26 protein-coding genes are annotated in these 21,738 nt (G+C 74.5%); 15 read left to right on the forward strand and 11 right to left on the reverse strand.

Translation table 11 applies throughout. From position 1 onward, the window contains the following. The first annotated feature begins 3 nt into the window (after positions 1-3). From QSK03_RS22655 to QSK03_RS22665, 3 genes are read left to right on the forward strand one after another with little or no spacing between them, the layout of a single operon-like run. Complete coding sequence (locus QSK03_RS22655; RefSeq protein ID WP_285657007.1) at positions 4-507, forward strand: MarR family winged helix-turn-helix transcriptional regulator; 504 nt, start codon at positions 4-6, stop codon at positions 505-507. Positions 508-564: 57 nt separating this feature from the next. Further along, positions 565-1,131: a dihydrofolate reductase family protein gene (locus QSK03_RS22660; RefSeq protein WP_285657009.1), complete on the forward strand. Its 567-nt coding sequence runs from the start codon at positions 565-567 to the stop codon at positions 1,129-1,131. Beyond that, complete coding sequence (locus QSK03_RS22665) at positions 1,128-1,541, forward strand: VOC family protein (RefSeq protein ID WP_285657011.1); 414 nt, start codon at positions 1,128-1,130, stop codon at positions 1,539-1,541. The genes QSK03_RS22660 and QSK03_RS22665 overlap by 4 nt, the downstream gene beginning before the upstream one ends. A gap of 1 nt (position 1,542) precedes the next feature. Here QSK03_RS22665 and QSK03_RS22670 read toward each other — a convergent pair whose 3' ends face one another. The 3 genes from QSK03_RS22670 to QSK03_RS22680 are packed head-to-tail and all read right to left on the reverse strand — an operon-like array spanning position 1,543 to position 4,003. Further along, complete coding sequence (locus tag QSK03_RS22670; protein WP_285657017.1) at positions 1,543-1,950, reverse strand: ester cyclase; 408 nt, start codon at positions 1,948-1,950, stop codon at positions 1,543-1,545. Positions 1,951-2,000: 50 nt separating this feature from the next. Continuing rightward, on the reverse strand, positions 2,001-2,822 hold the full coding sequence (locus QSK03_RS22675; protein WP_285657020.1) for an LLM class F420-dependent oxidoreductase: 822 nt from the start codon (positions 2,820-2,822) through the stop codon (positions 2,001-2,003). 14 nt (positions 2,823-2,836) lie between these two features. Continuing rightward, entirely contained in the window at positions 2,837-4,003 is a 1,167-nt protein-coding gene (locus QSK03_RS22680) for a hypothetical protein (RefSeq protein ID WP_285657022.1), read from the reverse strand. 244 nt (positions 4,004-4,247) lie between these two features. Between QSK03_RS22680 and QSK03_RS22685 the strand changes: the two genes are divergently transcribed. The 5 genes from QSK03_RS22685 (at position 4,248) to QSK03_RS22705 (ending at position 8,661) form a co-directional block, all read left to right on the forward strand. After that, on the forward strand, positions 4,248-4,640 hold the full coding sequence (locus QSK03_RS22685; RefSeq protein WP_285657024.1) for a rhodanese-like domain-containing protein: 393 nt from the start codon (positions 4,248-4,250) through the stop codon (positions 4,638-4,640). A 55-nt stretch (positions 4,641-4,695) separates the two neighbouring features. After that, positions 4,696-5,658, forward strand: coding sequence for an AraC family transcriptional regulator (locus QSK03_RS22690; protein WP_285657027.1), 963 nt, complete (start codon positions 4,696-4,698; stop codon positions 5,656-5,658). Between the two features lie 155 nt (positions 5,659-5,813). Next, the gene (locus tag QSK03_RS22695) at positions 5,814-6,449 is read left to right on the forward strand and encodes a GAF domain-containing protein (protein ID WP_285657030.1); all 636 of its coding nucleotides are present in this window, start codon (positions 5,814-5,816) and stop codon (positions 6,447-6,449) included. A gap of 103 nt (positions 6,450-6,552) precedes the next feature. After that, positions 6,553-7,842, forward strand: coding sequence for a metal-dependent hydrolase family protein (locus QSK03_RS22700; protein ID WP_285657032.1), 1,290 nt, complete (start codon positions 6,553-6,555; stop codon positions 7,840-7,842). Between the two features lie 90 nt (positions 7,843-7,932). Beyond that, positions 7,933-8,661, forward strand: coding sequence for a helix-turn-helix domain-containing protein (locus tag QSK03_RS22705; RefSeq protein ID WP_285657034.1), 729 nt, complete (start codon positions 7,933-7,935; stop codon positions 8,659-8,661). On the opposite strand, the gene QSK03_RS22710 is transcribed toward QSK03_RS22705, so the two are convergent. The 3 genes from QSK03_RS22710 to QSK03_RS22720 are packed head-to-tail and all read right to left on the reverse strand — an operon-like array spanning position 8,658 to position 11,959. Continuing rightward, a complete protein-coding gene (locus QSK03_RS22710) occupies positions 8,658-9,101 on the reverse strand; it encodes a hypothetical protein (RefSeq protein WP_285657036.1) in 444 nt (147 codons plus the stop codon). The two genes, QSK03_RS22705 and QSK03_RS22710, sit on opposite strands and share 4 nt — an antisense overlap. 39 nt (positions 9,102-9,140) lie before the next feature. Next, positions 9,141-11,039, reverse strand: coding sequence for a CheR family methyltransferase (locus tag QSK03_RS22715; protein ID WP_285657039.1), 1,899 nt, complete (start codon positions 11,037-11,039; stop codon positions 9,141-9,143). Further along, complete coding sequence (locus QSK03_RS22720; protein WP_285657041.1) at positions 11,036-11,959, reverse strand: chemotaxis protein CheB; 924 nt, start codon at positions 11,957-11,959, stop codon at positions 11,036-11,038. Before QSK03_RS22720 ends, QSK03_RS22715 begins: the two co-directional genes overlap by 4 nt. Before the next feature lie 88 nt (positions 11,960-12,047). Between QSK03_RS22720 and QSK03_RS22725 the strand changes: the two genes are divergently transcribed. Next, entirely contained in the window at positions 12,048-12,323 is a 276-nt protein-coding gene (locus QSK03_RS22725) for a hypothetical protein (protein ID WP_285657043.1), read from the forward strand. Between the two features lie 51 nt (positions 12,324-12,374). On the opposite strand, the gene QSK03_RS22730 is transcribed toward QSK03_RS22725, so the two are convergent. Both QSK03_RS22730 and QSK03_RS22735 read right to left on the reverse strand, forming a co-directional pair. Beyond that, positions 12,375-13,169 (reverse strand): class I SAM-dependent methyltransferase, encoded by a 795-nt coding sequence (locus QSK03_RS22730; protein WP_285657045.1) that lies wholly within the window; start codon positions 13,167-13,169, stop codon positions 12,375-12,377. A 72-nt stretch (positions 13,170-13,241) separates the two neighbouring features. Continuing rightward, entirely contained in the window at positions 13,242-14,375 is a 1,134-nt protein-coding gene (locus QSK03_RS22735; protein WP_285657047.1) for an MFS transporter, read from the reverse strand. A gap of 75 nt (positions 14,376-14,450) precedes the next feature. On the opposite strand from QSK03_RS22735, the gene QSK03_RS22740 reads away from it, so the two are divergent. From QSK03_RS22740 to QSK03_RS22750, 3 genes are read left to right on the forward strand one after another with little or no spacing between them, the layout of a single operon-like run. Beyond that, positions 14,451-14,798 (forward strand): ArsR/SmtB family transcription factor, encoded by a 348-nt coding sequence (locus tag QSK03_RS22740; protein ID WP_285657049.1) that lies wholly within the window; start codon positions 14,451-14,453, stop codon positions 14,796-14,798. After that, entirely contained in the window at positions 14,795-15,274 is a 480-nt protein-coding gene (locus QSK03_RS22745; RefSeq protein WP_285657051.1) for an SRPBCC family protein, read from the forward strand. The genes QSK03_RS22740 and QSK03_RS22745 overlap by 4 nt, the downstream gene beginning before the upstream one ends. Then, positions 15,271-15,900 (forward strand): maleylpyruvate isomerase family mycothiol-dependent enzyme, encoded by a 630-nt coding sequence (locus tag QSK03_RS22750; protein WP_285657054.1) that lies wholly within the window; start codon positions 15,271-15,273, stop codon positions 15,898-15,900. The genes QSK03_RS22745 and QSK03_RS22750 overlap by 4 nt, the downstream gene beginning before the upstream one ends. A 16-nt stretch (positions 15,901-15,916) precedes the next feature. Here the strand turns inward: QSK03_RS22750 and QSK03_RS22755 are convergent, their stop codons facing one another. Continuing rightward, positions 15,917-16,537, reverse strand: a complete 621-nt coding sequence (locus QSK03_RS22755) for a L,D-transpeptidase (RefSeq protein WP_285657056.1) — start codon at positions 16,535-16,537, stop codon at positions 15,917-15,919. Positions 16,538-16,757: 220 nt separating this feature from the next. Between QSK03_RS22755 and QSK03_RS22760 the strand changes: the two genes are divergently transcribed. After that, on the forward strand, positions 16,758-17,981 hold the full coding sequence (locus QSK03_RS22760) for a glycoside hydrolase family 183 protein (protein WP_285657146.1): 1,224 nt from the start codon (positions 16,758-16,760) through the stop codon (positions 17,979-17,981). A 33-nt stretch (positions 17,982-18,014) separates the two neighbouring features. Here QSK03_RS22760 and QSK03_RS22765 read toward each other — a convergent pair whose 3' ends face one another. Next, entirely contained in the window at positions 18,015-18,476 is a 462-nt protein-coding gene (locus QSK03_RS22765; RefSeq protein WP_285657058.1) for a hypothetical protein, read from the reverse strand. Positions 18,477-18,626: 150 nt separating this feature from the next. Here QSK03_RS22765 and lipP1 point away from each other — a divergent pair, with 150 nt between their 5' ends. Continuing rightward, on the forward strand, positions 18,627-19,556 hold the full coding sequence (gene lipP1 / locus QSK03_RS22770) for a LipP1 family hormone-sensitive lipase (RefSeq protein ID WP_285657060.1): 930 nt from the start codon (positions 18,627-18,629) through the stop codon (positions 19,554-19,556). Between the two features lie 29 nt (positions 19,557-19,585). Beyond that, on the forward strand, positions 19,586-20,578 hold the full coding sequence (locus QSK03_RS22775; protein WP_285657063.1) for a molybdopterin-dependent oxidoreductase: 993 nt from the start codon (positions 19,586-19,588) through the stop codon (positions 20,576-20,578). Here QSK03_RS22775 and QSK03_RS22780 read toward each other — a convergent pair. Next, complete coding sequence (locus QSK03_RS22780) at positions 20,494-21,690, reverse strand: hypothetical protein (RefSeq protein WP_285657064.1); 1,197 nt, start codon at positions 21,688-21,690, stop codon at positions 20,494-20,496. The genes QSK03_RS22775 and QSK03_RS22780 overlap by 85 nt on opposite strands. Positions 21,691-21,738 lie beyond the last annotated feature (48 nt).

Consider the following 21,738-nt stretch of genomic DNA (forward strand, 5'->3'; position numbering starts at 1 on the left):
CCGATGCCGGACCCCTCGCACGCCGTCGACCCCGTCCAGCTGGGTGCGTACTTCGCGCTCGTCGAGGTGTCCGCCCTGCTCCAGCACGGGATCGAGCAACAGCTCCGCGAGGACGGCGACCTCACGTTCGTCCGCTTCCAGGTCCTCATGCGGCTCGACCAGACCGCGACCGGCAGCCACCGCATGACCGACCTGGCCGACGCCATCGTCTACAGCCGCAGCGGCCTGACCTACCAGGTGGGCCTGCTGGAGAAGGCCGGCCTCGTCACCCGCGCGCCCTCCCCCGACGACGAGCGCGGCGTCGCCGTCACCATCACCGACGCCGGCCGCGCGCTGATCGCGCGGGTCCTCCCCGGCCACGAGGAGGTCGTGAGCGACCTGCTCTTCGAGCCGCTCTCGCGGGACGACGCCCGGACCCTCGCCGGCCTCCTGACCCCGGTGCGCGACCACATGCGCGCGGCACCCCCGCGCTCCGCGGCACCCCGACGGCGAAGTCCTCGTTCTTGACTAGTCAGTCCTAGAACGCTACGAATTACTCAACCGATGAGTTGAGGAGGTCGAGCGATGTCGAGCCTGATGGTGGACCTGATCATGTCCCTGGACGGGTACGGGGCCGCCGAGGGCTGGCCCGGGTACTGGGGGATGGAGGGGCCCGAGTACCTCGCGTGGATCGGCGAGACGTCGGAGACGCAGCACGTCGCACTCCTGGGGGCGACGACCTACCGGCTGATGTCCGGGTTCGCGGCCGCGATGGGCGACGACCCCGGCTTCGCCGCCCTCACCGCCATGCCCAAGGTCGTGTTCTCCTCCACCGTCGAGGGGCCGCTGTCGTGGGCCAACACCGAGCTGGTCGCCGGCGACGCCGTCGCGGCCGTGCGGGACATGAAGCAGCGCGACCACCGGCCGCTGCGCACCATCGGCAGCCTGAGCCTCGGCCGGTCGCTGCTCACCGCGGGGCTGGTCGACCGCCTGCGCGTCGTCGTCTTCCCGGTGATCACCGGCGTCACCGGGCGAGACCGCTTCTTCGACGGCTACCCCGACGTCGCCCTCGACCTGGTCGATCACCGCACCTTCGACGGGCGGCTGCAGATGCTCGAGTACGTGCCCCGCGTCCTGGACGTGGTCCGGTGAGGACGCTGCACTTCGGGCTGCGGGTCGCCGACATCGACCGCTCGCTCGCCTTCTACACCGCCGTCGGCTACGAGGTCGTGGGTGCCGTTCCCGGCACCGGGCTCGGAGACCTGACGATGCTGGGCCTCCCCGGCGACGAGTTCGTCACCATCGAGCTCGTCCACGATCCCGACGCTCCGCCGGCTCCCAGCAGCGGCCCGAGCCACTTCGTCATCCACGTCGAGTCCATGGACGCCGTCCTGGCCGCGCTGGCCGCCCGCGGCATCGAGGCCGAGCCGCCCACCTCGCCGGACGGGTCCGCCGACTTCCGCACGACCTGGATCGCCGACCCGGACGGCCACCGCATCGAGCTGGTCCAGTGGCCCGCCGGCCACGCCGTCGGGATGGGCGCCGCCGACTTCCCACGCTGAGTCACTCGCGCAGCTGCTCGAGCAGACCCATGTCGTCGCGGCACGCCCAGTGCTCGACGATCACGCCGTCGGCGACCCGCCAGAGGTGGATGAACGTCCAGGCGGCCGGTCGACCGGAGACGCCCTCGCCGGCGAGCAGCGGCATCGTCGACGCCCGGTGGGTGCCGTGGAGCGTGAGGTGCTGGGCGACCAGGTCGCCGTCCCCGATGAGGTGGTGCTGCTCGGCGGTGACCGGCCCGAGGTCCTCGTCGATGATGCCCAGGATGCGTCGGAGCCCCTCGCGGCCCTGAGGACCGGCGGCGTGGTTGAGCATGTCCTCCGCGACGAGGTCGTCGAGAACGGTCTCGTCCCCCTCCTGCTGCCGCCGGAACATCTCCGCGACGACGTCCTTCGCGCTGCGCTCGCTCATCCCGTCAATGTCGTGGAACCGACGACGCGTGACCAGTGCGCCCCGGCGGTTCAGCGCATCCAGCGGTCGGCGATCGCGTCGAGGCGCGTCAGCACGTCGCGCTCACCGCCGGGGTCCACCCAGAACGCGATCCGCTCGACCCCGACCTCGTCGAACCCGGCGACGTCGAGGGTGTCGGGGTCGGCACCGAACACCGTGAACGGCACGTCGGGACGGCCCTGGTCGGCCAGCCACGATCGCACCCGGCGGTAGTCCTCGACGTCGACGGTGTCGGGCAGCCACGCGTCGCCGTGGTCGCGCAGGCGCGCCAGCGCGGCGTCGCTGCCGCCGCCGACGTAGATCGGCGGGTGCGGCGACTGCACGGGCTTGGGCCACGAGTACACCGGGTCGAAGTCGACGTGCTCGCCGTGGAACTCGGCGCGCTCCTCGCTCCACAGGCGCGCCATCGCGGCGAGCTTCTCGTCGAGCACCCGGCCGCGCCGCCGGGGGTCGATGCCGTGGTCGCGGGCCTCCTCCCGGTTCCACCCGACGCCCACGCCGAACAGCGCGCGCCCTCCCGACACCAGGTCGAGGCTGGCGACCTGCTTGGCGGTGTGGAACACGTCGCGCTCGGCCGGCAGGGCGACCCCGGTGCCGAGGGCGAGCCGCGCGGTGGTCACGGCGACCACCGCGAGCGTCACGAACACGTCGACGGTGCGGTAGAAGTGCCGCGGCAGATCACCGCCCCCGGGTGCGGGGCTCTCGCGGCTCGCGGGGATGTGCGAGTGCTCGGGCACGAACAGCGCGTCGAACCCCCGCTCCTCGAGCGCGGGTCCGAGCACCGCCGGAGCGATGGTCTCGTCGGTGACGAAGAGCACGACGCCGTACTTCACACCGTGATGATCGCTCACACGGCGACGGCGCGCGCCTCGTCCGGGCGGTGATCGGCGAGCTCCCGCATCAGGGCCAGGCGGACCTTGGGCTGCTGGGACAGCGCGACCGCGAGGACGGTCAGGAGGATCCACATCCCGATGCTGCTGATGATCACGAAGATCGCCGGGAGCACCGAGCTGCCCAGGCGCTCGGCCCACTCCTGGGCCGCGAACACCCGCCAGACCAGCATGATGTTGACGAGATAGCCGATCACGTAGGACACGGCGAAGACCACGGCGAACTGCTTGAGCGTGCCGTCCTTGCGCCGGTGCCAGATCGGCTCGTCGCGGATCGGGAACAGGATGGACAGCACGTTGCCGACGCCCAGCCACAGCAGGATGAAGGAGATCATCAAAGCGCAGGCCTTGAAGAAGGCGTCGAGGTTGCCGGCCCGCCACGCCAGCAGGCCGCTGAGCAGAAAGCCGATCGGGGCGACGATGCACGCGATCGCGAGGTTCTTGGTCACCAGCAGGTGCCACAGGCGGGCGCCGCTGTCGAGAGCGGCCCGGACCCGCATGGCATCGAAGCTCATCGCGTTGAGCACGACCGCGCCGCCCATGACGACCGAGATCGCCCACAGCCCGAGGTAGGGCAGCCAGTGCTGCATCCGGTCCCACTGGAAGACCCGGATGACGCCGAGGTAGAGCAGCCCCAGGGCCAGGCTGACCGCCAGGCTCTTGACGATCGAGCGCGGCTTGCGCGAGAGCATGTACCGGACCTCGCCGCTGAGCCCGTGGGCCAGCGCAGGCCCGTGCCTACTCACCGCGTTGCGCCCGGCCAGCGGGGTGAGGCCGTTCGCCGCGGATGCCTCGGGATCGGTCTCGCCGGCGTCGATGAGCGCGAGGCGGGCGTCGAGGACCGCGAGGTGCGCGTCGAGCAGAGCGCGGCGCGCCACGGTGACCGCGGCGGCGGCCTCGGCCTCGGCGTGCGCCGCCGCGGCGAACCCCTCCGCGGACGGGTCCGGGGGCCCCACGGTCGCGGGGGCGAGGCGGTCCATCTCCCGCTGGTCGTCGATGAGGCGCTGGACGTGACGGCGCAGCGCGTCGACGTCGTCGCGTTCCTTCCACTTCGAGGCGAGCGCCGCGCGCTCCGCGGCACTCGCACGTTCGACCAGCTCGCTCAGATCCTCCACCGCGGACATGGCGACTCCTCCCGTCGGCGTCGAGAGAAGACGGGTCGGGCGGCGCTCGCATCACCCGGCGCGGATGAGACTGCCGCGGCACTGCCGCCCTCGGGTGATGTGCGTCGCACGACAGGACCAGTCGGATGACGACCAGTGCTGGCTCTCCGCGTGTCCGAGGTCCGGGCGCCGGGCATCTACCTGTGCTGAACGCCGACGTTCACGACGATCGTGGGGAGCGCATCGACCCGAGTCGAGGTGGAAGGTGATCCAGGACCTGCCCGTGGCCGACCTGGCGGCCGGCCTCGAGGCCCGCTCCGTCGTCCTGCTCGACGTCCGACCGGTCGAGGACGTCGCCGCGGGGCACATCCCCGGTTCGTGGCCCGTCGCCCTGGCCGTCCTGCCCCTGCGTCTCCGCGACGTCGACGACCCGCTCCAGGTCCGGCTGCGGACCTCCGCGGCCCTCGTCGCCCTGGTCGCCGGCGACGAGGGCCGGCTCGCCGCCGCGCGGGCGCTTCTCGCCGAGATCGGTGTCGAGGCCGTCGGCGTGACCGGCGAGGTCGTCGCGTGGAGCCGGGCCGGGCGGCCCCTCAACCGCGGCCGGATCGACGTCGAGGACCCCGCCGAACGGATGGGTCGCCCGACGGTGGACGGCTAGTTCCGAGGAGAGCGCCGACACCGGAAGGGAGGTAGCCGTGCTGGACGTCGCGTCCGTGAGGCGCACAGAGCTCGACACCACCGACCCCGACATGGCCCGCCAGTGGATCGCCGACGCCTACACCGAGGTCGCACCGCGGCTCTCGGGCGACCTTGCGGACTTCCGGATGCGTGTGACCTCCCTGGTGACCGACCGGTTCCGGATCGACGACCTGGTGCACACCATGCGCGGCGAGACCGATACCGCGCCCTACCAGAGCCTCGTCGTCCACCGGGTGCGGTCCGGCTGCTCCCGGACGGCCATGGGATCGCGCTCGACGACCTGCCGGGCCGGGGACATCAGCCTGATGGATCCGTGTCGTGCCGGCACGTCCGCATGGGATCCCATCGATCTCGAGTCGGTCGCCCTCGACCTGCGAGGTGTGCAGGTGGTGGGCGCGGAGCTGAGCGGGCTGCCGGCCGATCGTGTCCGGTTCGGGCTGTGCGAGCCCCTCGACGGCGCGCTCCGGTCGTACTGGGCACGGACCGTCGACCACGTCCGGTACCACGTCCTCGTCGACGAGCAGGTGGTCGCTTCGCCGCTGGTGCGCGCCGAGGCGTTCCGCCAGCTCGCCACGGCCGCGCTGGCGGCGTTCCCGAACAGCGCTCTCGACGCCCTCCACGACCCTCTCGGGCCGCCGCCGGGGAACGGGGACCCGGCCACGGTCCGCCGGGCGATCGAGTTCATGGACGCCAACGCCCATCGCGAGATCGACATCACGCAGATCGCCGCGGCCGCCCGCATCGGTCCGCGCGGACTCCAGCACGCGTTCCGCCGCCACCGCGGGCAGTCCCCGCTGGAGTACCTGCGGATGGTGCGGATGGACGCCGCCCACCGTGACCTGCAGGATGCCGACCCGACCCGCGGCGACACCGTCGGGGCCATCGTCGCGAAGTGGGGCTTCGCCAATCCCGGCCGGTTCGCGGTCGACTACCGCCGCGTCCACGGGCGCTCCCCGAGCGACACCCTGCGCCGGTGACCGGGACGGGGGCGGGGAGCTCGGCTCCTTGACCGGAGCGTCGCCGACAGAGGACAGTGCGTGGTCGCAGTTCGGACAGTTCCGTCGGCATCCGTCCTGACCACCATGGACGAGCACGTCCCGATCACCGCTCCCCGCGGTCGGAGAGGGTCGCCATGACCGTGGACACTCTCGTCGCCCACCTGCGTCGCAGCGGCACCGCCCTGAACGACGCCACGCTGGTCCGCCATCACGAGAGCGCCCTGACGCGCATCGTGTCCGCCGCCCTCACGGCCGTCCCGGCGGCGGCGTCCGCGGGGCTGAGCCTGGCCGACGGCCGGTATGGCGCCGCCGGGGACCCCGCGTCCCCCGCCGTCGTCGGCCCGCTGGACACCCTCCAGGCCGAACTGGGCGACGGCCCGGCCATGACCGTGCTGGCGCGGGCGCCGTTGGACGGCCTCGTCGTGGTCGACGACTTCGCCGGCGACGACCGGCGCCGGTGGCCGGCGTTCTCGGCGCACGCGCTCGACGCCGGGTACCGCTCGATGCTGTCGATCCTGCTCGAGGTCGGCGGCGTGCCCCGCGCCGCGCTGAACCTGTACGGCCGGGAGCCTCGCATGTTCGGCGCGCAGGCCCGCCGGGCGGGCGGCCTGTTCGCCGTGACGGCCGGGATGCTGCTCCTGGCCGCCGAGCAGACCGCTCCGCCGAGCCGGCGCGTCGAGGCCCCACCCCGGATCGAGAACCCGCTCGCCGGGACGGCGCGCTGGGTCGACGAGCAGTGCGGCGTCACCGACGCCCCCACCACACGCTAGCGCCGGGCCTCCGGCCCGCCGGTGACCTTCGTCCCCTGTCGCCGGCCGCCGACGTCGGCCAAGGTCGAGCCGGAAGCCGCGGTCGACGAGCGAGGAGTTCCACGTGCCCGAGGGACAGGTCGTGCTCGACCACGCACGGCTGATCGACGGGAGGGGCGGCGACCCCGTCGAGGACGCCGCCCTGCTCGTCGACGGGACCCGGGTGTCGTGGGTGGGCCCCGCCACCGAGCTCCCGGCCGACCACGAGGGCGTCCGTCGCCTGGACCTCGCCGGCCGCACCGTGTGTCCGGGCTTCATCGACGCCCACGTGCACTTCGCCCTGCCGGGCCGGCACGGCAGCCCGCTGGAGGGGCTGCAGGAGCCGCCGAGCTACCGGGTGCTGAAGGTGCTGGAGCGGCTGCGCACGACGCTGGAGAACGGCGTGACGACGGCCCGGGACCTCCTGGGCCTCGACGCCGGGTTCCGGCGCGCGGTCGCGGAGCGCCGCATCCCCGGCCCCCGCCTGCTCGTCTCGATCGCGATGCTCAGCCAGCGGGGCGGCCACGGCGACTTCACCACCCCGTCGGGCATCGACGGGCTGGCCGCCGCCGTCGCGTTCCCCGGGAGCCCCTCGAACCTCGTCGACTCGGTCGACGCGATGCGCCTGCGGGTGCGCGAGCTCGTCGCGAGCGGCGCGGACTGCATCAAGCTCGCCTCCAGCGGGGGCGTCACCTCGCCCCACGACCAGCCCGAGTGGCTGGGGCTGCGGCCGGAGATGATCCGCGCGGCCGTCGAGGAGGCGCAGGCCTACGGCGGGCTGCCGGTGGCCGTGCACGCGATGGGGCGACCGGGCATCGAGGCGGCCGTGCGCGCCGGGGTGTCGAGCATCGAGCACGGTTACGCCCTCGACGACGAGCTGCGTGCCGAGATGGTCGAGCGTGGGCAGTTCCTCGCGCCCACGCTGCTCGAGACGATGACCGAGCCCGACCCCGCCCGCAGCGCGCCGGGCACCTACGAGAAGGCGGTGCGCTGGCACCGCGTGGCCCACGAGTCGGCGGCGCGCTCGGTCGAGGCCGGCGTGCGCATCGTGCTCGGCACGGACGCGGGGATCACCCCCGACCACGGGACCAACCTCGGGGAGCTGGACCTGCTCGTGCGGCTCGGCGGGTTGACACCGCTGCAGGCGATCTCCGCGGGCACGCGGAACGCCGCCGAGCTGTGCGGGGTCGGCGACGTCACCGGGACGCTGGAGGCCGGGAAGGCCGCGGACCTCGTCGTGACCGATGTCGACCCGCTGACCGACATCGCCGCGCTGGCGGATCCCGCGCACGTCCTCACTGTCGTCAGGGACGGCCGTGTGGCCATCGACCGCGGCGGTGTCCTCGGCGGGGCGCTGCCCCCGCTGTGTCCCTGAATCGCAGCCACGCCGATCGCTGCGGGGCCTGACAGCGGGGGGCGTGGTGTGTCAGGGTCGATCCAGGTCGTCGGACGTGAGGAGGGTGACATGACGGCACCTCCGGATCCCGTGGACGTGGCGACCGGCGTGCTCATGGAGCGCTACCACCAGGACCTGGACGCGGCCTCGACGATGCTGCGGAAGCTGGCCGAGAACAGCGGGCGCGACGTCGCCGAGTTCGCGGGGGGGTTGCTGAGTGACGCCCCCGAGGGGACCGCCGGCGCGGAACCGTCCGTGGTGGCCCGCGCCGTGGCGTTCATCCATGCCAACGCCCACCGCCCGATCGGGATCGCCGACATCGCCGGGGCCGCCCAGATCGGGGTCCGCGGGCTGCAGCACGCCTTCCGCCGGCACCGTCACCAGACACCGATGAGCTACCTGCGCCAGGTCCGGATGGAGGGCGCGCACCGCGATCTCGTGACGGGCGACCCCGCCCGTAGGGACACCGTGGGCGCCATCGCCGTGCGCTGGGGGTTCAAGAGCCCCGGGAGGTTCGCGGTCGAGTACCGGCAGATTCACGGGACCTCTCCCGGCGAGGCCCTCCGGGGTCACGAGGCGGCACCGGACGACCGTTCCGCCGTCCTCGCCCGCGTCGACGAGGCGCGACGCCGCGCCGAGCTGCTCACCGACCTGGCGTCCGAGGCGACGACTCAGGCCCTCCTCGCCCGGAACGGAGCCCGGAGCGTCGCCCTCTCGCCGTCCACCGAGGCCCGCCTGTACCTGATGCTCGGAGCATCGGGCGCGGCCGCGGAGGACACTGCCCCCGTGCCGGATTAGAGCTCGGCCTCGTCCTCACTCGCCAGGGCACTGGCGCCGGCCTGCTGATCGATCTCACGCTGTTCCCGGTCGCCCAGGTCCCGGAAGCGGCGCAGCATCTCCCGTGACCGGGCGATGCGGTCGTGGGCGCGACCGATGGCCTGCTGATCCCGCTCGAGCACCTGCTCGGCCTGCTCGACAAGCCCGGAGACGTTCAGCCCGATCGCCCTGGCCGTGGCGTTCAGCCGGGCCTCCCGCTCGTCGGCCCGCGCGTCGCGGTCGTCGGCCGCGTGCTCCCGGAGGTCCGCGTCGGTCTCGCGCCGGTCGGCCAGGAGCTCGCGGCGGTCCGCCGCCTGGTCGCGGGCATCGGCGCGCGCCTCCTGCTCGTCCATGAGCTGCTGGCGCCGCCGGAGCGGGTCGTCCTCACCACGTCCGGGCACCGCCGGAGTGGTGTCACGCATGCCTGGACTCTACGGACACGGACCGTGTGGTGTCACTGCTCAAGGCGTCGGTGCGGGGCCCGCGGGGTCGCTCGGATCCGGGGGATCCGCCTCCGCCTCGGTCGTCTCACCCGCCTGGTCCATCAGGACGATCGCGCCCGTCGGCCCGCTGTGGCGCAGCCGCAACGGCGACGCCGACACCGCGAGGCGGACGGTCCGGCCGCGGCGGTTGATCGCCTCGATCCGCAGGGCGCCGTCGCCGTCGCCGTTCAGCGCCCCGCGCACGAGCGGGCGGAGGCGTTCGGTGGGCAGCCCGATGTCGAGGTTGAGCAGGTGCTGGCCGATGGTCTCGTCGGAACGCAGGCCCCACAGGTCATCCGCCTGCCCGTTCCACGCCCGCACGATCAGCTCCGTGTCCACGACCACGACCGCCGTGCGCAGGCTGCCCAGGACCGACTCGAGGAAGTCGTTGGCCTCGTCGAGCTGGACGGTGCGTTCCCGCAGCTCGTCGTTCATGGACTGCAGCTCGTCGTTGGTGGACTGGAGCTCCTCGTTGGTGGTCTCCAGCTCCTCCACCGTGGACTGCAGCTCCTCGTTGGTGGTCTCCAGCTCCTCCACCGTGGACTGCAGCTCCTCGTTGGTGGTCTCCAGCTCCTCCACCGTGGACTGCAGCTCCTCGTAGGCCGTCTCCACCTGGCGCTGCGCGGTCTGCAGCTCGCCGTTGAGGCGCTGGTAGCGGGTGACGTCGGAGAAGAACACCGCCACCGACGGGCGGCCGCTCCCCTCGCCGTCCAGCGGCACGAGCTGGATGTCGAAGAAGAGCGTCTCGGTGGCCGAGCGGGAGAACTGCACCTCGTGCAGCCACATCGGGCTGCGGTTGCGGCGGACGTCGTCGTAGGCGCTGCGGAGACCGCCGACGCGCTGGCAGAGATCGAGGTCGGTGAAGATTCGGCCGATCTCCCGTTTGGTGACACCGAGCTGGGCCTCGGCGCGCTGGTTGGTCGTGGCGACGACCTCGTCGGCGTTGACGACGATCGTCGCCAGGGGGCTGTGGAGCAGCGTCTCGTCCTCGAGCCGCACCTCGTGCCCGGGAGGGCCGTCCTCGGGGCGGCCGTGCGCCACGGCGAACCGCTGGCCCGGATCGACCTGTTCGGCCTTGCGGAAGAACCGCCGCTTGAGGTCGATCGGCAGGAACAGCCGCGAGTGGCTGAGCAGCATCTCGGCCTTGCCGAGGAACAGCACGCCGGTGGGATTGAGGGCGAAGTGGAACCGGCGCAGGACCTGCGCCTGGGTCTCGGCGTTGAGGTACATGAGGGTGTTGCGGCAGACGAGCAGGTCCAGACGGCCGATCGGGGCGTCCTGCACGAGATCGTTCCGCCCGAAGATCACGCTGTGCCGGAGGTCGCCGCGGAAGCTGAAGCGGGTGCCGTTGCGCTCGAAGTACTTCGCGCGCAGGTCCTCGGGCAGGGCCTGGAGATCCTTCTCCCCGTAGGTCGCATGGCGCGCCGCGCTCAACGCGTCCTCGTCGACGTCGGTGGCGTAGACCTTCACCCGCCGGCGGAACTCCTCGGGCCCGACCTGCTCGGCCAGCAGGATCGCCAGGGCGTACGCCTCCTCGCCGCTGGCGCAGCCGGCCGACCAGATCCGGATGCTCTCCCCGCGTGTCTTGGGCGCCAGGAGCCCGGGCACCACCTCCTGCTGCAGCTCCCGCCACGCCTCGGGGTCACGGAAGAAGGCGGTGACGTTGATGAGGATGGTGTTGAACAGCTGCGTGAACTCGTCCTGGTCGACCTGGAGCCGATCGAGGTACTCGGCGAAGCTCGTGACGTCGATCTGTTGCATCCGCCGCTCGACCCGTCGCTGCACGCTGGAACGCTTGTAGCCGGTGAAGTCGAAGCCGCGGCTCTCCTTGATGAACTCCAGCAGGCTCTCGAAGTCGGGGTCGACTCCCTCGCTCACCGCACGCTCCCGTCGTCGGTCCCGGTCCCACCCGCCGCGTCGTCGGCGGCCTCCTCGCGGCCGGTCAGGAGGTGCCGCAGCACCCTCGCCGACCGGAGGGCCTCGTCCGCCGACCGTCGCGACCTCGCCGCCACCGTCGCGGCACCGACGGCCTCGGCGGACGCGGCGACGCGGCGCGCCAGCGCCATCTTGTCCTCCAGCGCGCGCAGCGCCACCGCGAGGGCCCCCTCGACCGCGCCGTCCTGCTCCGCCGCGGACCCGGGACCGTCGTGATCGGTCGCCGCCTGCTCGTCGCCGCGGCTCACGACCGCGTCGCCGGCCCGGCCGACCGACGAGCGACCGGCGGCCGACGGGGCGCGCCCGGCGATCTCTGCGAGGGCGGCTCCGATGCCGCGGGCCGGGCACACCACGGCCTGCGGCACCTGGTGGAGCGCGGCGGTCGGCATCCCGTCGTAGCGGGCGTCCCTCGGGTCCTGCACCACGGCCGTCCCGCCGTGGCGCACGATGTCGCGCAGGCCGGCCGCGCCGTCGTCGAGCAGACCGCTGAGCACGACCCCGGTTGCACCGGGCCCGGCCCTCAGCGCCAGCGACCGGAACAACACATCGATCGCCGGACGGTGCCCGCTCTCCCGTGGCCCGCGCGAGACCCCGACCCGACCGTCGGCCACCTGCAGGTGCCCGTCCGGGGGCGCGACCAGCACGCGGCCCGGCTCGAGGCGTTCGTCGCCGCGCGCGCACGCCACGGGGAGCGCACATCGTCCGGCGAGCAGGTCGGCCAGCACCGAGGGGGTCCCCGGCGCCTGGTGCACGACGACCAGCACGGCCGCGTCCAGGTCGGTGTCGAGTCCGCTGACCAGGTCGAGCAACGCCTCGATCCCACCGGCGGACGCGCCGACCCCGATCACCCTCAGGTCGCTCATGGCAGCGCCCCCTGGCCGGCTGTCCGTTGTGGCAGGGTAGCGACAAAACCCGCGCGGAATCCTCATCCCGCGGGGACGGGAGGCCGCCGTGGACGAGGAACCCCGGACCGAGTCGGCGTCGAGCCGGGCCTGGCGCCGTTCCGCCGAGCTCACCGACCGGCTCGCCCGGGTCGCCGACCAGATCGCGGACTCCGAGGACAAGGTGGCGCAGACCTACGAGGACGCCGCGCGGCTGCGCCCCCACGCCGCGGACCGCCTGAACGACGCCGCCCGCGAGGCGCGTGAGTTCGCCGGGCGGGAGCGCGAGCACGCACGCCACGTCCGGGCGGGGCAGGAGCCGGGTCCGGGGAGCGGCGAGGCCTGAGGTCGACCTCTCGAAACCGGTCCGCCGAGGCGCCGCGGCGACCGACGCCGCTCAGCTCGTCCGGGCGAGGTAGCCGACCACGGCGATCTCCGCCCGCAGCGGCAGCCCCGCCCGGACGTGCCGGCTCGCCGTCGCCACCGCTGCGTCGTGGAACGCGTCCTCGCCGACGACGCGGATCGCCTCGTAGGCGGGGCCGGTCGCGGCGAGGGCCCGGGCGTAGGACTCCGGGTCGGCGAACTCCCAGGCGAAGGGGACGGCGACCCGCTGGACCTCGGCGAACCCGAACGACGCGAGCAGGTCCTCCCCCGCGCCGGGACGCCCCAGCGCCACCATCGCCGCCTGGTGGGCGACGGCCGGGTCATCGGCCAGCCGGAAGGGGGCGAGCGCCCACGCGCCGGGCGAGACCTTGATGTGGCCCCACACGGTCAGACCCAGGCGGCCACCCGGCGCGAGCACCCGGCGGACCTCGGCGAGCGCGCCCGGGGTGGTGCCCCAGATGCCGCGGAAGCTCGTGACGACGTCCATGCTGTCGTCGGCCCACGGCAGCGCGTGCATGTCGCCCACCCGCACATCGGCGTCCGGGTTGCGGTCGCGGGCGACGGCGACGAGCCGCGCCGAGGCGTCGATGCCGGCACAGGTCGCACCCCGCAGGGCGGCGAGCTCGAGCGCGAGGCCCGAGCCGCAGGCGACGTCGAGCACCCGGTCGCCGCCGTCGACGCCGAGCGAGTGGTGCATCGCCACGTACTCGCGGCAGTTCGCGGGTTCGCCGAGCGTCGCGAAGTCCACGGCCCGCCGGCCCCACCCCTCGTCGACGACGGTCCAGTCCTGGGTGCTCGCCTGGGCCATGTCTCCGACCTCCGGACCTCGCTCGGTGGAGGCCCCAGGATCGTCCCGCGGGCCGGGCGGCGACAAGCGTCGTCAGGTACGGACCAGCGCGCCGAACGCGGCCACGCAGGCCCAGGCCACGGCGGCGACCCCGAGGAAGAGGAGGTAGACACCGTCGTCGCCGATCCCCGGCGCGAGCGACGCCGCGGCCACCGGGGCGAACAGCCCGGCGAGGCCCCAGCCCGTGAAGACGAGCCCGAAGGTCGCGCCGAAGCGTTCGGGCGGTGTCACGTCGGACGTGGCGGCCGGGGTGAGCGCGGAGAGCGCCCCGTACTGCGCCCCGAGGACGAACAGGGTCGCGAGGACCAGGGGGCCGCTCGCACCGAGCGCGAGCGGGAGGCAGGCCGCCACGAGCAGGGCGGCGTCGCCGTGCAGCGCGGCACGGCGTCCGATGCGGTCCGAGAGCGGGCCCGCGACGAGGCGTCCGGCGAAGTTGCCGAGGTTGAGCAGGGCGACCGCGAGCGCGACGGCCGCGGTCGGGCCGACGAGGCTGCCGGCCCGGGCGAACGCCGCGAGCGCGGGGGCGCTTCCGAGGCCGAAAGCCAGCCACAGGGCCACGACGGGACCGCGCCGCCGAGCGGCCCGATCGGAGGGTGCCGTGGTGGTCCGTCCCGGCGGAGCACCGCCGGGGACCAGGACGGCCGCGACGACCAGCAGGACGCCGAGGGCGCCGGCGAGCACGGCGAAGGTGGTCCCCCGGCCGACCGCCGTCAGGAGCGCCGCAGCGACCGGCGCGAGGACGGCGGTGCCGATCGCGTAGGCGCTGACCACCAGACCGAGCGCGAGCCCGCGCCCGGAGGCGAGGGTGCCGGCCACGCGCACGGCTGTCGCGTAGCCGAGCCCGCTCGACGCACCCACGACGACACCGAAGGCGAGCACGGTCGCCGCCACCGAGCTCGCGGCGCCGCTGCCGAGCAGGCCCGCGACCATCCCGACCGCGGCGGCCGCCGCCAGGCGCCGGGGAGCGACACGGTCGGCGAGCCGCCCGCCGACCACCACGGCCGCCATGAAGGCGACCAGACCGACGGAGAACACGGCCGCCAGCGCGGTCCCGCCCGCCCCGAGCTCGCGGCCCAGGACGCCGGTGAAGACGTCCCAGGCGAACAGCGGGCTGACCGCGAGGTCGAGCAGCACCGCGCCGGTGATCACGCGCGTCGTGCCGGTCATCGGCCCATCCTGACGCCTGGCGCCCCTCCGACGAGACCCTTGCGGAGCTGCTCGGTCGCTCTAGACTTACCGTTCGTGTCAGCTTACCAAGATGCCGGTCTGGGGTTGCTCGGCGACCCCATGCGCCGCGCGATCTTCGAGACGCTGGCGCGACGGCCCAGCTCGGTCGGCGAGCTCGCGGCGCAGCTCCCGATCAGCCGCCCGGCCGTGTCCCAGCACCTCAAGGCCCTCAAGGACGGCGGGCTGGTCGTCTCGCACGCCGAGGGCACCCGTCGCATCTACCGGCTCGACCCGCAGGGCGTGGCCGCGCTGCGGAGCTGGCTCGACGGCGTCTGGGAGCACGCCCTGGCCGACTTTCACAAGTTCGCTGAACAGACCGTCGCCGATGAGACCACCCACCACGTGACCGAGGAGCAGCCATGACCACACCGATCCCGGCGATCGAGGGCAAGACCACCGTCGACGTCGGCCGCGACCGCGCGTTCGAGCTGTTCACCGGCCACTTCGGGGCCTGGTGGCCCCGGCAGTACCACATCGGCGCGGCCGAGGTCGCCGACGTGATCCTCGAGCCGCGGGTGGGCGGCCGGTGGTTCGAGCGCGGCGTCGACGGCAGCGAGTGCGACTGGGGCCGGGTGCTGGTCTGGGAGCCCCCGGAGCGCGTGGTCTTCACCTGGCAGATCGGCGGCGACTGGCAGTTCGACCCCGACCCGGCGCACGCCAGCGAGATCGAGGTCCGCTTCCACGCCGACGGGCCCGAACAGACCACCGTCGAGGTCGAGCACCGCCACTTCGAGCGCCTCGTCGGCGGCGAGGGCGTCCACGGCGCCATCGAGCACGGCGGCGGTGGCTGGGTGGCGCTGCTCGCCGCCTACGCGCAGATCGTGGAGGGTTCGCGGTGAGCGAGGCAGATCCGCGAGAGCTGGCCCGCGACGAGCGCACCGAGCTCGCCGATTTCCTCGCCGGGCTCCCCGCCGAGCAGTGGGACGCGCCCTCGTTGTGCCATCGCTGGAGCGTGCGCGACGTGGTCGCCCACGTCATCAGCTACGACCACCTCGGCCCCACCGGCTTCGTCGGGCGCCTCGCCCGCGGCCGTTTCGACCCCGACGAGGCCAACCAGGTCGGCGTCGACGAGTACGCGCACCTCTCGTCCGACGAGCTGCTCGCCGAACTGACCGCCCACCTGCGGCCGGCCGGGCTGACCGCGCGGTTCGGAGGTCGCATCGGGCTGGTCGACGGGCTCATCCACCACCAGGACATCCGGCGCGCGCTCGGGGCCACCCGCGAGGTCCCCGCCGAGCGGCTCGCCGCGGCACTGCCGTTCGCCAGGGTCGCCCCGCCGATCCGGGCGTTCTCCCGGGTCCGCGGACTGCGCCTCGTCGCCACCGACATCGGGTGGTCGTCGGGCCGCGGCCCGGCGGTCGAGGGCCCGGCCGAGCCGTTGCTGATGGTCATGGCGGGTCGCGCCGACGCCCTCGACGAGGTCTCCGGACCGGGCCGCGACGTCCTCGCCGGACGCCTGACCTGATCGCGGAGGCCGACGGTCAGGCAGCGGCGCCCCGCGCGGCGTTCTCCTGGGAGGCGTTGACGACCTGCACCTTGTCGCCCTCCCGCAGGGTCTCGAACGTGGCCTTCGCGTCGGGCGTCTCCATCCGGATGCAGCCGGCCGACGAGCGCGAGGGGTCCCCGCCGTGGAAGGCGATGCCTCCGTCGGCGAAGAACACGGAGTACGGCATCGGCGCCGGGCGTCCGTCGCGCGTGCGGGACTCGCCCGAGGTGTGGTCGCGGTCCTTGCGGTAGACGCGCAGGGAGTGGCCCACCGGGGTCGCCCGTCCCTCGCCCCCGGACGCGATGGTCATCGGGCCGCGGGTGACCTTGCCGTCGCGGATCAGCCAGGCCCGCTGCGACTCCAGGTCGACGCACGCCCGCGCGGAGACCGAGCAGGGTGTGCCGGGCACGAGCGCCTCGGCGTGCGCGGCCTGCGCGGCCGGGCTCGCCTCCGGGCTCTGGCTCGCCGGCGCGGCCAGCGCCGGGACGGCCACGGCCGCGCCGCCGGCGGACACCGTCAGGGCCAGGACGGCGACGACACGCCCCGGGTGGCGCCGGCGGGCCCCCCGGCCGCCGGGGCGGCGATGGCGACCGCGCTGCGTCGGGTCCGGGCTCATCGGGCGTCCTCCTCGTCGGTGGGCGTGCGGACGGCACGGGCCATCTCCTGCCCTTCCGTCGACGAAACGGCGCCGGCGCTACAGCAGCCGAACGGGTGAAAGCTGTCGGCCGACAGCCGCACGGGAGGGCAGCGCGCGCGTGACCGTCGGGCTGTGTGGCGCGGCGCACGCGGGGCCTGATCGCCGGGGCAGCCGGCGACGCCTACGGTGCCGCGCCGTGATGGCGAAGGGACGGCGCGCGCTGATGTCCGGCGCGGCGGCTGTCGCGGTGGGCGCCGCGGTCCTCGCGGGGTGCTCCGGACCGACGGTCGCCGCGCCGCCGGCCCCGGCACTCCCCCCGTCGCCCGGTGGGCCGTGGGCACCGGTGGTCGACGCCGCCTCGACGAGACCGGTCGTGACGCTGATGGGCCGCGGCATTGCCGCTGACACCGCCCAACGGTTCGGGGCGCAGGGTGCGGACCTGGGTCACGTGTTCCTGCACCGGGGGCGGCTGGCGATGCTGTTCGGCGACACCTACGGCGACCCGCCCGCCGACCCCTTCTTCTCCGTGCCGCACCCGGACCGGCGCGGCAGCACCCTGGGATGGCTCGACTCCCCCGCCGCGCCGTCACCCACCCGACGGCTGGCCGACATGGTCACCGACCGTCCCGACCACGCCAAGGAGCTCCTGTACTCGAAGCACGTCGTGGGCGACGAGGAGACCGTCATCCCCACGGCCGGGATCTCCACCGGTTCGCGGATGTGGCTGCACTACATGTCGGTGCGGCAGTTCGAGGAGGCCGGTCACTGGACCACCAACGACTCGGGGATGGCGCACTCCGACGACGACGGTCAGACCTGGGTCCGCGACCCCGGTGCGGTCTGGTCGGGCTCGAGCCGGTTCGCGCAGGTCGCCTACGCGCAGCCCGCGGGCAGCGACACCGTGCTCGTCTACGGCATCCCCGCCGGCCGCTCCGGTCCGGCCTCGCTGGCCCGGGTCCCCGCCGACCGCCTGGGCGACCGCTCCGCCTACCGCTACCGCAGCGCCCAGGGGTGGTCGAAGGACGAGCGGGACGCCGTCGACGTCGTGCCGGGCCCGGTCGGGGAGCTCTCGGTCGGCTACAACAGCTACCACGGGCGCTGGCTGATGATGTACCTCGTCGACCCGACGCACGAGATCGTGCTGCGCAGCGCGCTGTCGCCGAAGGGCCCGTGGAGCCCGCCGCAGGTCGTCGCCACCACCCGGGACTTCCCCGAGGCCTACGCCCCCGCGATCACACCGGTGTGGAACGACGGACCGGACGTCGTCTACACGTTGTCCCGGTACCAGGACTACGGCGTCGACCTCATGCGCACGCGGCTCGCGCTGCAGCCCGAGGGCCTGCCGACCTGCTCGCCGCCGCCGGCCGCGTGGCCGGCGCCGTGGTGGCTGCAGCGCTGGTGGCCCGCCTGCCCCCGGCGATGACGGACCGGCGGTAATGGACCGGGCGGGAATGCCTCAGGCGTGCACACCGCGCTGCCCGACCGCGCCGCGCAGCCCGACACAGCCGACGCACCCGATGCAGTCGACGCAGTCCACGCACCCGACGCACGCGACGCACCGGACGCAGTCCACGCAGGCGAGCGTCGCCACGCACCGGCGCAGGCCGACGCCGACCACCGTGAGCACGCTGGCGACGATCCCGGCGCTGCCGGCCGTCCCGGCGCTGCCCGCGACCGCGACGCTGCCGGCCGTGGCGACGCTCCCGGCGACCGCGACGCTGCCGGCCGTCGCCGCGCTCCCCGCCACGGCGATGCTGCCGGCCGTGCCCGCGCTCCGGAGCACACCGATGCTGTTGACGGTCGCCACGCTGCCCGCGACGCCCACGCTGCCGGTGGTGTCCACGCTGCCCGCGACGGCGACGCTGCCGTCGGTCCCGACGCTGGCGGCCTCGGCGCGGGAACCCTCCGGCTCGGTCATGGACCGAACAGTGCCCGAGGCGCCCCCGGCCGTCCAGGCGGGTCCGTGTCCGACCGGCCCTGATGGCCGGCGCCGCGATCGGTTCCGCGGTACCGGCGGGCGCCGCATACTCCACGGGCAGTCCCGGCGCCGACACCGAGGAGCGTCCCCATGCCGCTCGACCCGCAGATCGAGGCCCTGCTCGCGCAGATGGTCGAGCAGGGCGCGAGGGCGCCGGAGAGCATGACCGTCGCCGAGAACCGGGCGATGATCGAGGAGTTCGCCGGGCTCGGCGGGCCGCCCGCGCAGCTCGCCAGGGTCGAGGACACCACCGCCCCGGGCCAGGAGGGCGACATCCCGGTGCGGGTCTACGTCCCGCCGGGCGACGGCCCGCTGCCGGTGGTCGTCTTCTACCACGGCGGCGGCTGGGTCATCGGGAGCCTGGACAGCCACGACGCCGTCTGCCGTGCGCTCGCCGCCCGCTCGGGCTGCCTCGTCGCGGCCGTCGACTACCGGCTCGCCCCCGAGCACCGCTTCCCCGCCGCGGTCGACGACGCCTACGCCGCGCTGACCTGGGCCGGGGAGAAGATCGGCGGCTTCGGTGGCGACCCGGGCCGGCTCGCCGTGGCCGGGGACAGCGCGGGCGGGAACCTCGCGGCCGTCGTCTCCCAGCTCGCGAAGGAGCGGGGCGGACCGCGGGTCGCCTTCCAGCTGTTGATCTACCCGGCCACCGACCGCTTCGACGACAGCCCGTCGATGTCCGAGAACGTGGCCGGTCCCCTGCTCTCCCGGGCGTGGATCGAGTGGTTCTACGGCTGCTACCTCCACTCGCCCGACCAGGGCGCCGACCCGCGGTTCTCCCCCGGCCGCCACGACGACCTCGGCGGGCTCCCGCCGGCGCTGCTCGTCACCGCGGAGTTCGACCCGCTCCGGGACCAGGGCGCGGCCTACGTCGGCAAACTTCGCCAGGCCGGCGTCGACGCGGAGCTGCTGGCGGTCGACGGCATGATCCACGGCTTCATCTCGATGATCGGCGTGGTCGACAAGGCCCGCGAGACCCTCGACCGGGCCGGGGACGCGCTGCGCGCGGCACTGGCGTGACCGCCGGCCCCTCGACGAGCCTCCCGCGGATGGTGCCGGCGGAGACGACGAAGTGGCAGCCCGCGCCGGCGCGGCTGGCCGCGCCGACCACCCCGGTCGACGCGCTCTACGTCATCGGGCACTTCGGTATCGCGCACGTCCCCGCCGAGGGCTGGCGGCTGCGGGTGGACGGTCGCGTCGACCGGCCCCTGGAGCTGGACCTCGACGCCCTGCGGGCACTACCGGATCGCACCGTGCACGCCGTGCTGGAGTGCTTCGGCAACCCGCTGCGGCCCGACGAACCCACCCGCCGGGCCGGGAACGTGGTGTGGCGGGGCGCGCCGGTCGCCGCCGTGCTCGACCTCGCCGGCGCGTCCGACGGGCCCGTCCTGGTCGCGCAGGGGCACGACCGGGGCGTCTTCGACGACACGCCCTGCACCGAGTACCTCAAGGACCTCCCGCTCGACGTCGTCCGGGAGCGCGGGATCCTCGCCTACGAGATGAACGGCGAGCCGCTGACCGCCGAGCACGGCCACCCCGTGCGGCTGTTCGTGCCGGGCTACTTCGGGACCAACAACGTGAAGTGGCTGCGGTCGCTCACGGTGTCCGACCGCCGGCCGGAGCACCTGTTCACCACCACGCTCTACCAGCGCCGCGCGCCCGGGACGGGAGCGCTCGAGCCCGTCCGCGATCTCGACGTCAACAGCCTCGTCACCGAGGTCCGCCGCGACGGCCCCGTGCTGCGCGTGGCCGGGTGGGCGTGGGGAGCGGAGCCGGTGGCCGGGGTCGAGGTCGGGGTCGGACCCGCCCCCGATGGCGTCGGCGACTGGGTGGGGGCCGAGCTCTCCCCGGCCGTCGGCGGGCCCTTCGGGTGGCGGCGCTTCGTCGCGGAGCCGTCGGTGGCGGGGTCGGGCGCGTGCGTCGCCCTGGTCCGCGCGCGCGATGCGGCCGGTCGGTGTCAGCCGCTCCGCGGCGCGCGCAACGCCGTCGTGACCGTGTCGGTGCCGTCCGCGTCGTCGGACGGCGAGTCCTGCACCTGGTGACGCGCGGTCGCGGCAGTGGTGCCGTCCGCCGCGGTGCGGTCGAAGGTCAGGATCGAGTCGACGGGCCCCGCGTCGACGGGCCCCGCGTCCTCGCCGGCCGGCGCCGGCGAGGCGCCGGGGTCCTCGACGGATCCCGCGTTGGGCACCAGGGCGGCCCGGACCTCCGGATCCGCCCCGGGATCTCCCTCGTCCGCACCGTCGTCGACGTCGGCGGGCGCCGCGACGGCCGGCGCGGCGCGCTCGCTCCTGTCCTGCGGGTCGGCGCCCGGGGGCGCGGTCGCGGGGCTCGGTGACGCGACGGGCGCCTCCGGCTCGACGTCCGCCGCGCTCGCTGACGTCACGGAGCTCGCCGCACCCGCCGTCCGCGCCTCCGGTGTCCCGGCGGCGCGTACCGCCCGGGTCACCGGGCGCTCGACGGCGTCGACCGTCGTCGCGGCCAGCTCGACCGTCGCGTCCCGGACCGGAGCTCCGGGCGCCACGGACCCCGCGCGGCGGTCCTCGGGCGGCGCGGCGACGCCGTCGACGAGCCTCATCACCGCTGCCTCCACCGGGTCCCCGAGCGCACCGCGGCCGGCGTCGATGGCCCGCAGCATCTGCTGTGCCGACCAGAGCTGCCCGCGGGCGCCGTCCAGCGCGGGCTCGGACGCCGGACGCGCGCGGACGGCGGCCATGGCGTCACGCAGCGCCGTGCGGTGCTCGGCCAGCGTCGCCTGCCGTGCGAGCAGGGCCACGACCGCGCCGGGCGACGGTCCGGGCCGCCGGGCCGCCGGCGACGCCTCCCACCGCTTCCGGATCGCGTCGACGCGGCCGAGCTCGTGCTCGACCGCGCCCAGCACGGGGCCCGCCTCCTGCGTCCAGGCCGCGCTCCGGGCCGTCACGGACGCGGCGGGGTCCCCGGCGCCGTCCGGTTCCGCCGCCGGGTCCGGGCCCGGGAGCGATCGCGTCTGGGTGATCACGGCGCCGCCGGCCACGACGCAGACCGCGAGCGCCCCGACCGCGGCGACGCGGCGGGTCCTGCGGCGTCCGGGCCGTCCCCGGGAGGCCCGGTCGACGCTGTCCGGCAGGTAGCCGCGCCAGCCCGGCATCACGTGCCTGCCTTCGTGAACCGTCATCCCGTCGACCTCCCCCGTCCGCACGGTGGGGACACCTTCCCCTCGACG

It is taken from the genome of Actinomycetospora sp. NBRC 106375, from assembly GCF_030269665.1.
Lineage (GTDB): Bacteria > Actinomycetota > Actinomycetes > Mycobacteriales > Pseudonocardiaceae > Actinomycetospora.

Excerpts from the sequence above, each read along its gene's own strand:
- QSK03_RS22760 (WP_285657146.1), top strand. The coding sequence starts at position 16,758 with ATGGCGAAGGGACGGCGCGCGCTGATGTCCGGCGCGGCGGCTGTCGCG.
- QSK03_RS22720 (WP_285657041.1), bottom strand. The coding sequence starts at position 11,959 with ATGAGCGACCTGAGGGTGATCGGGGTCGGCGCGTCCGCCGGTGGGATC.
- QSK03_RS22655 (WP_285657007.1), top strand. The coding sequence starts at position 4 with ATGCCGGACCCCTCGCACGCCGTCGACCCCGTCCAGCTGGGTGCGTAC.
- QSK03_RS22705 (WP_285657034.1), top strand. The coding sequence starts at position 7,933 with ATGACGGCACCTCCGGATCCCGTGGACGTGGCGACCGGCGTGCTCATG.
- QSK03_RS22765 (WP_285657058.1), bottom strand. The coding sequence starts at position 18,476 with ATGACCGAGCCGGAGGGTTCCCGCGCCGAGGCCGCCAGCGTCGGGACC.
- QSK03_RS22660 (WP_285657009.1), top strand. The coding sequence starts at position 565 with ATGTCGAGCCTGATGGTGGACCTGATCATGTCCCTGGACGGGTACGGG.
- QSK03_RS22670 (WP_285657017.1), bottom strand. The coding sequence starts at position 1,950 with ATGAGCGAGCGCAGCGCGAAGGACGTCGTCGCGGAGATGTTCCGGCGG.
- QSK03_RS22710 (WP_285657036.1), bottom strand. The coding sequence starts at position 9,101 with ATGCGTGACACCACTCCGGCGGTGCCCGGACGTGGTGAGGACGACCCG.
- QSK03_RS22755 (WP_285657056.1), bottom strand. The coding sequence starts at position 16,537 with ATGAGCCCGGACCCGACGCAGCGCGGTCGCCATCGCCGCCCCGGCGGC.
- QSK03_RS22680 (WP_285657022.1), bottom strand. The coding sequence starts at position 4,003 with ATGTCCGCGGTGGAGGATCTGAGCGAGCTGGTCGAACGTGCGAGTGCC.
- QSK03_RS22695 (WP_285657030.1), top strand. The coding sequence starts at position 5,814 with ATGACCGTGGACACTCTCGTCGCCCACCTGCGTCGCAGCGGCACCGCC.
- QSK03_RS22775 (WP_285657063.1), top strand. The coding sequence starts at position 19,586 with ATGGTGCCGGCGGAGACGACGAAGTGGCAGCCCGCGCCGGCGCGGCTG.
- QSK03_RS22730 (WP_285657045.1), bottom strand. The coding sequence starts at position 13,169 with ATGGCCCAGGCGAGCACCCAGGACTGGACCGTCGTCGACGAGGGGTGG.
- lipP1 (WP_285657060.1), top strand. The coding sequence starts at position 18,627 with ATGCCGCTCGACCCGCAGATCGAGGCCCTGCTCGCGCAGATGGTCGAG.
- QSK03_RS22745 (WP_285657051.1), top strand. The coding sequence starts at position 14,795 with ATGACCACACCGATCCCGGCGATCGAGGGCAAGACCACCGTCGACGTC.
- QSK03_RS22780 (WP_285657064.1), bottom strand. The coding sequence starts at position 21,690 with ATGACGGTTCACGAAGGCAGGCACGTGATGCCGGGCTGGCGCGGCTAC.
- QSK03_RS22735 (WP_285657047.1), bottom strand. The coding sequence starts at position 14,375 with ATGACCGGCACGACGCGCGTGATCACCGGCGCGGTGCTGCTCGACCTC.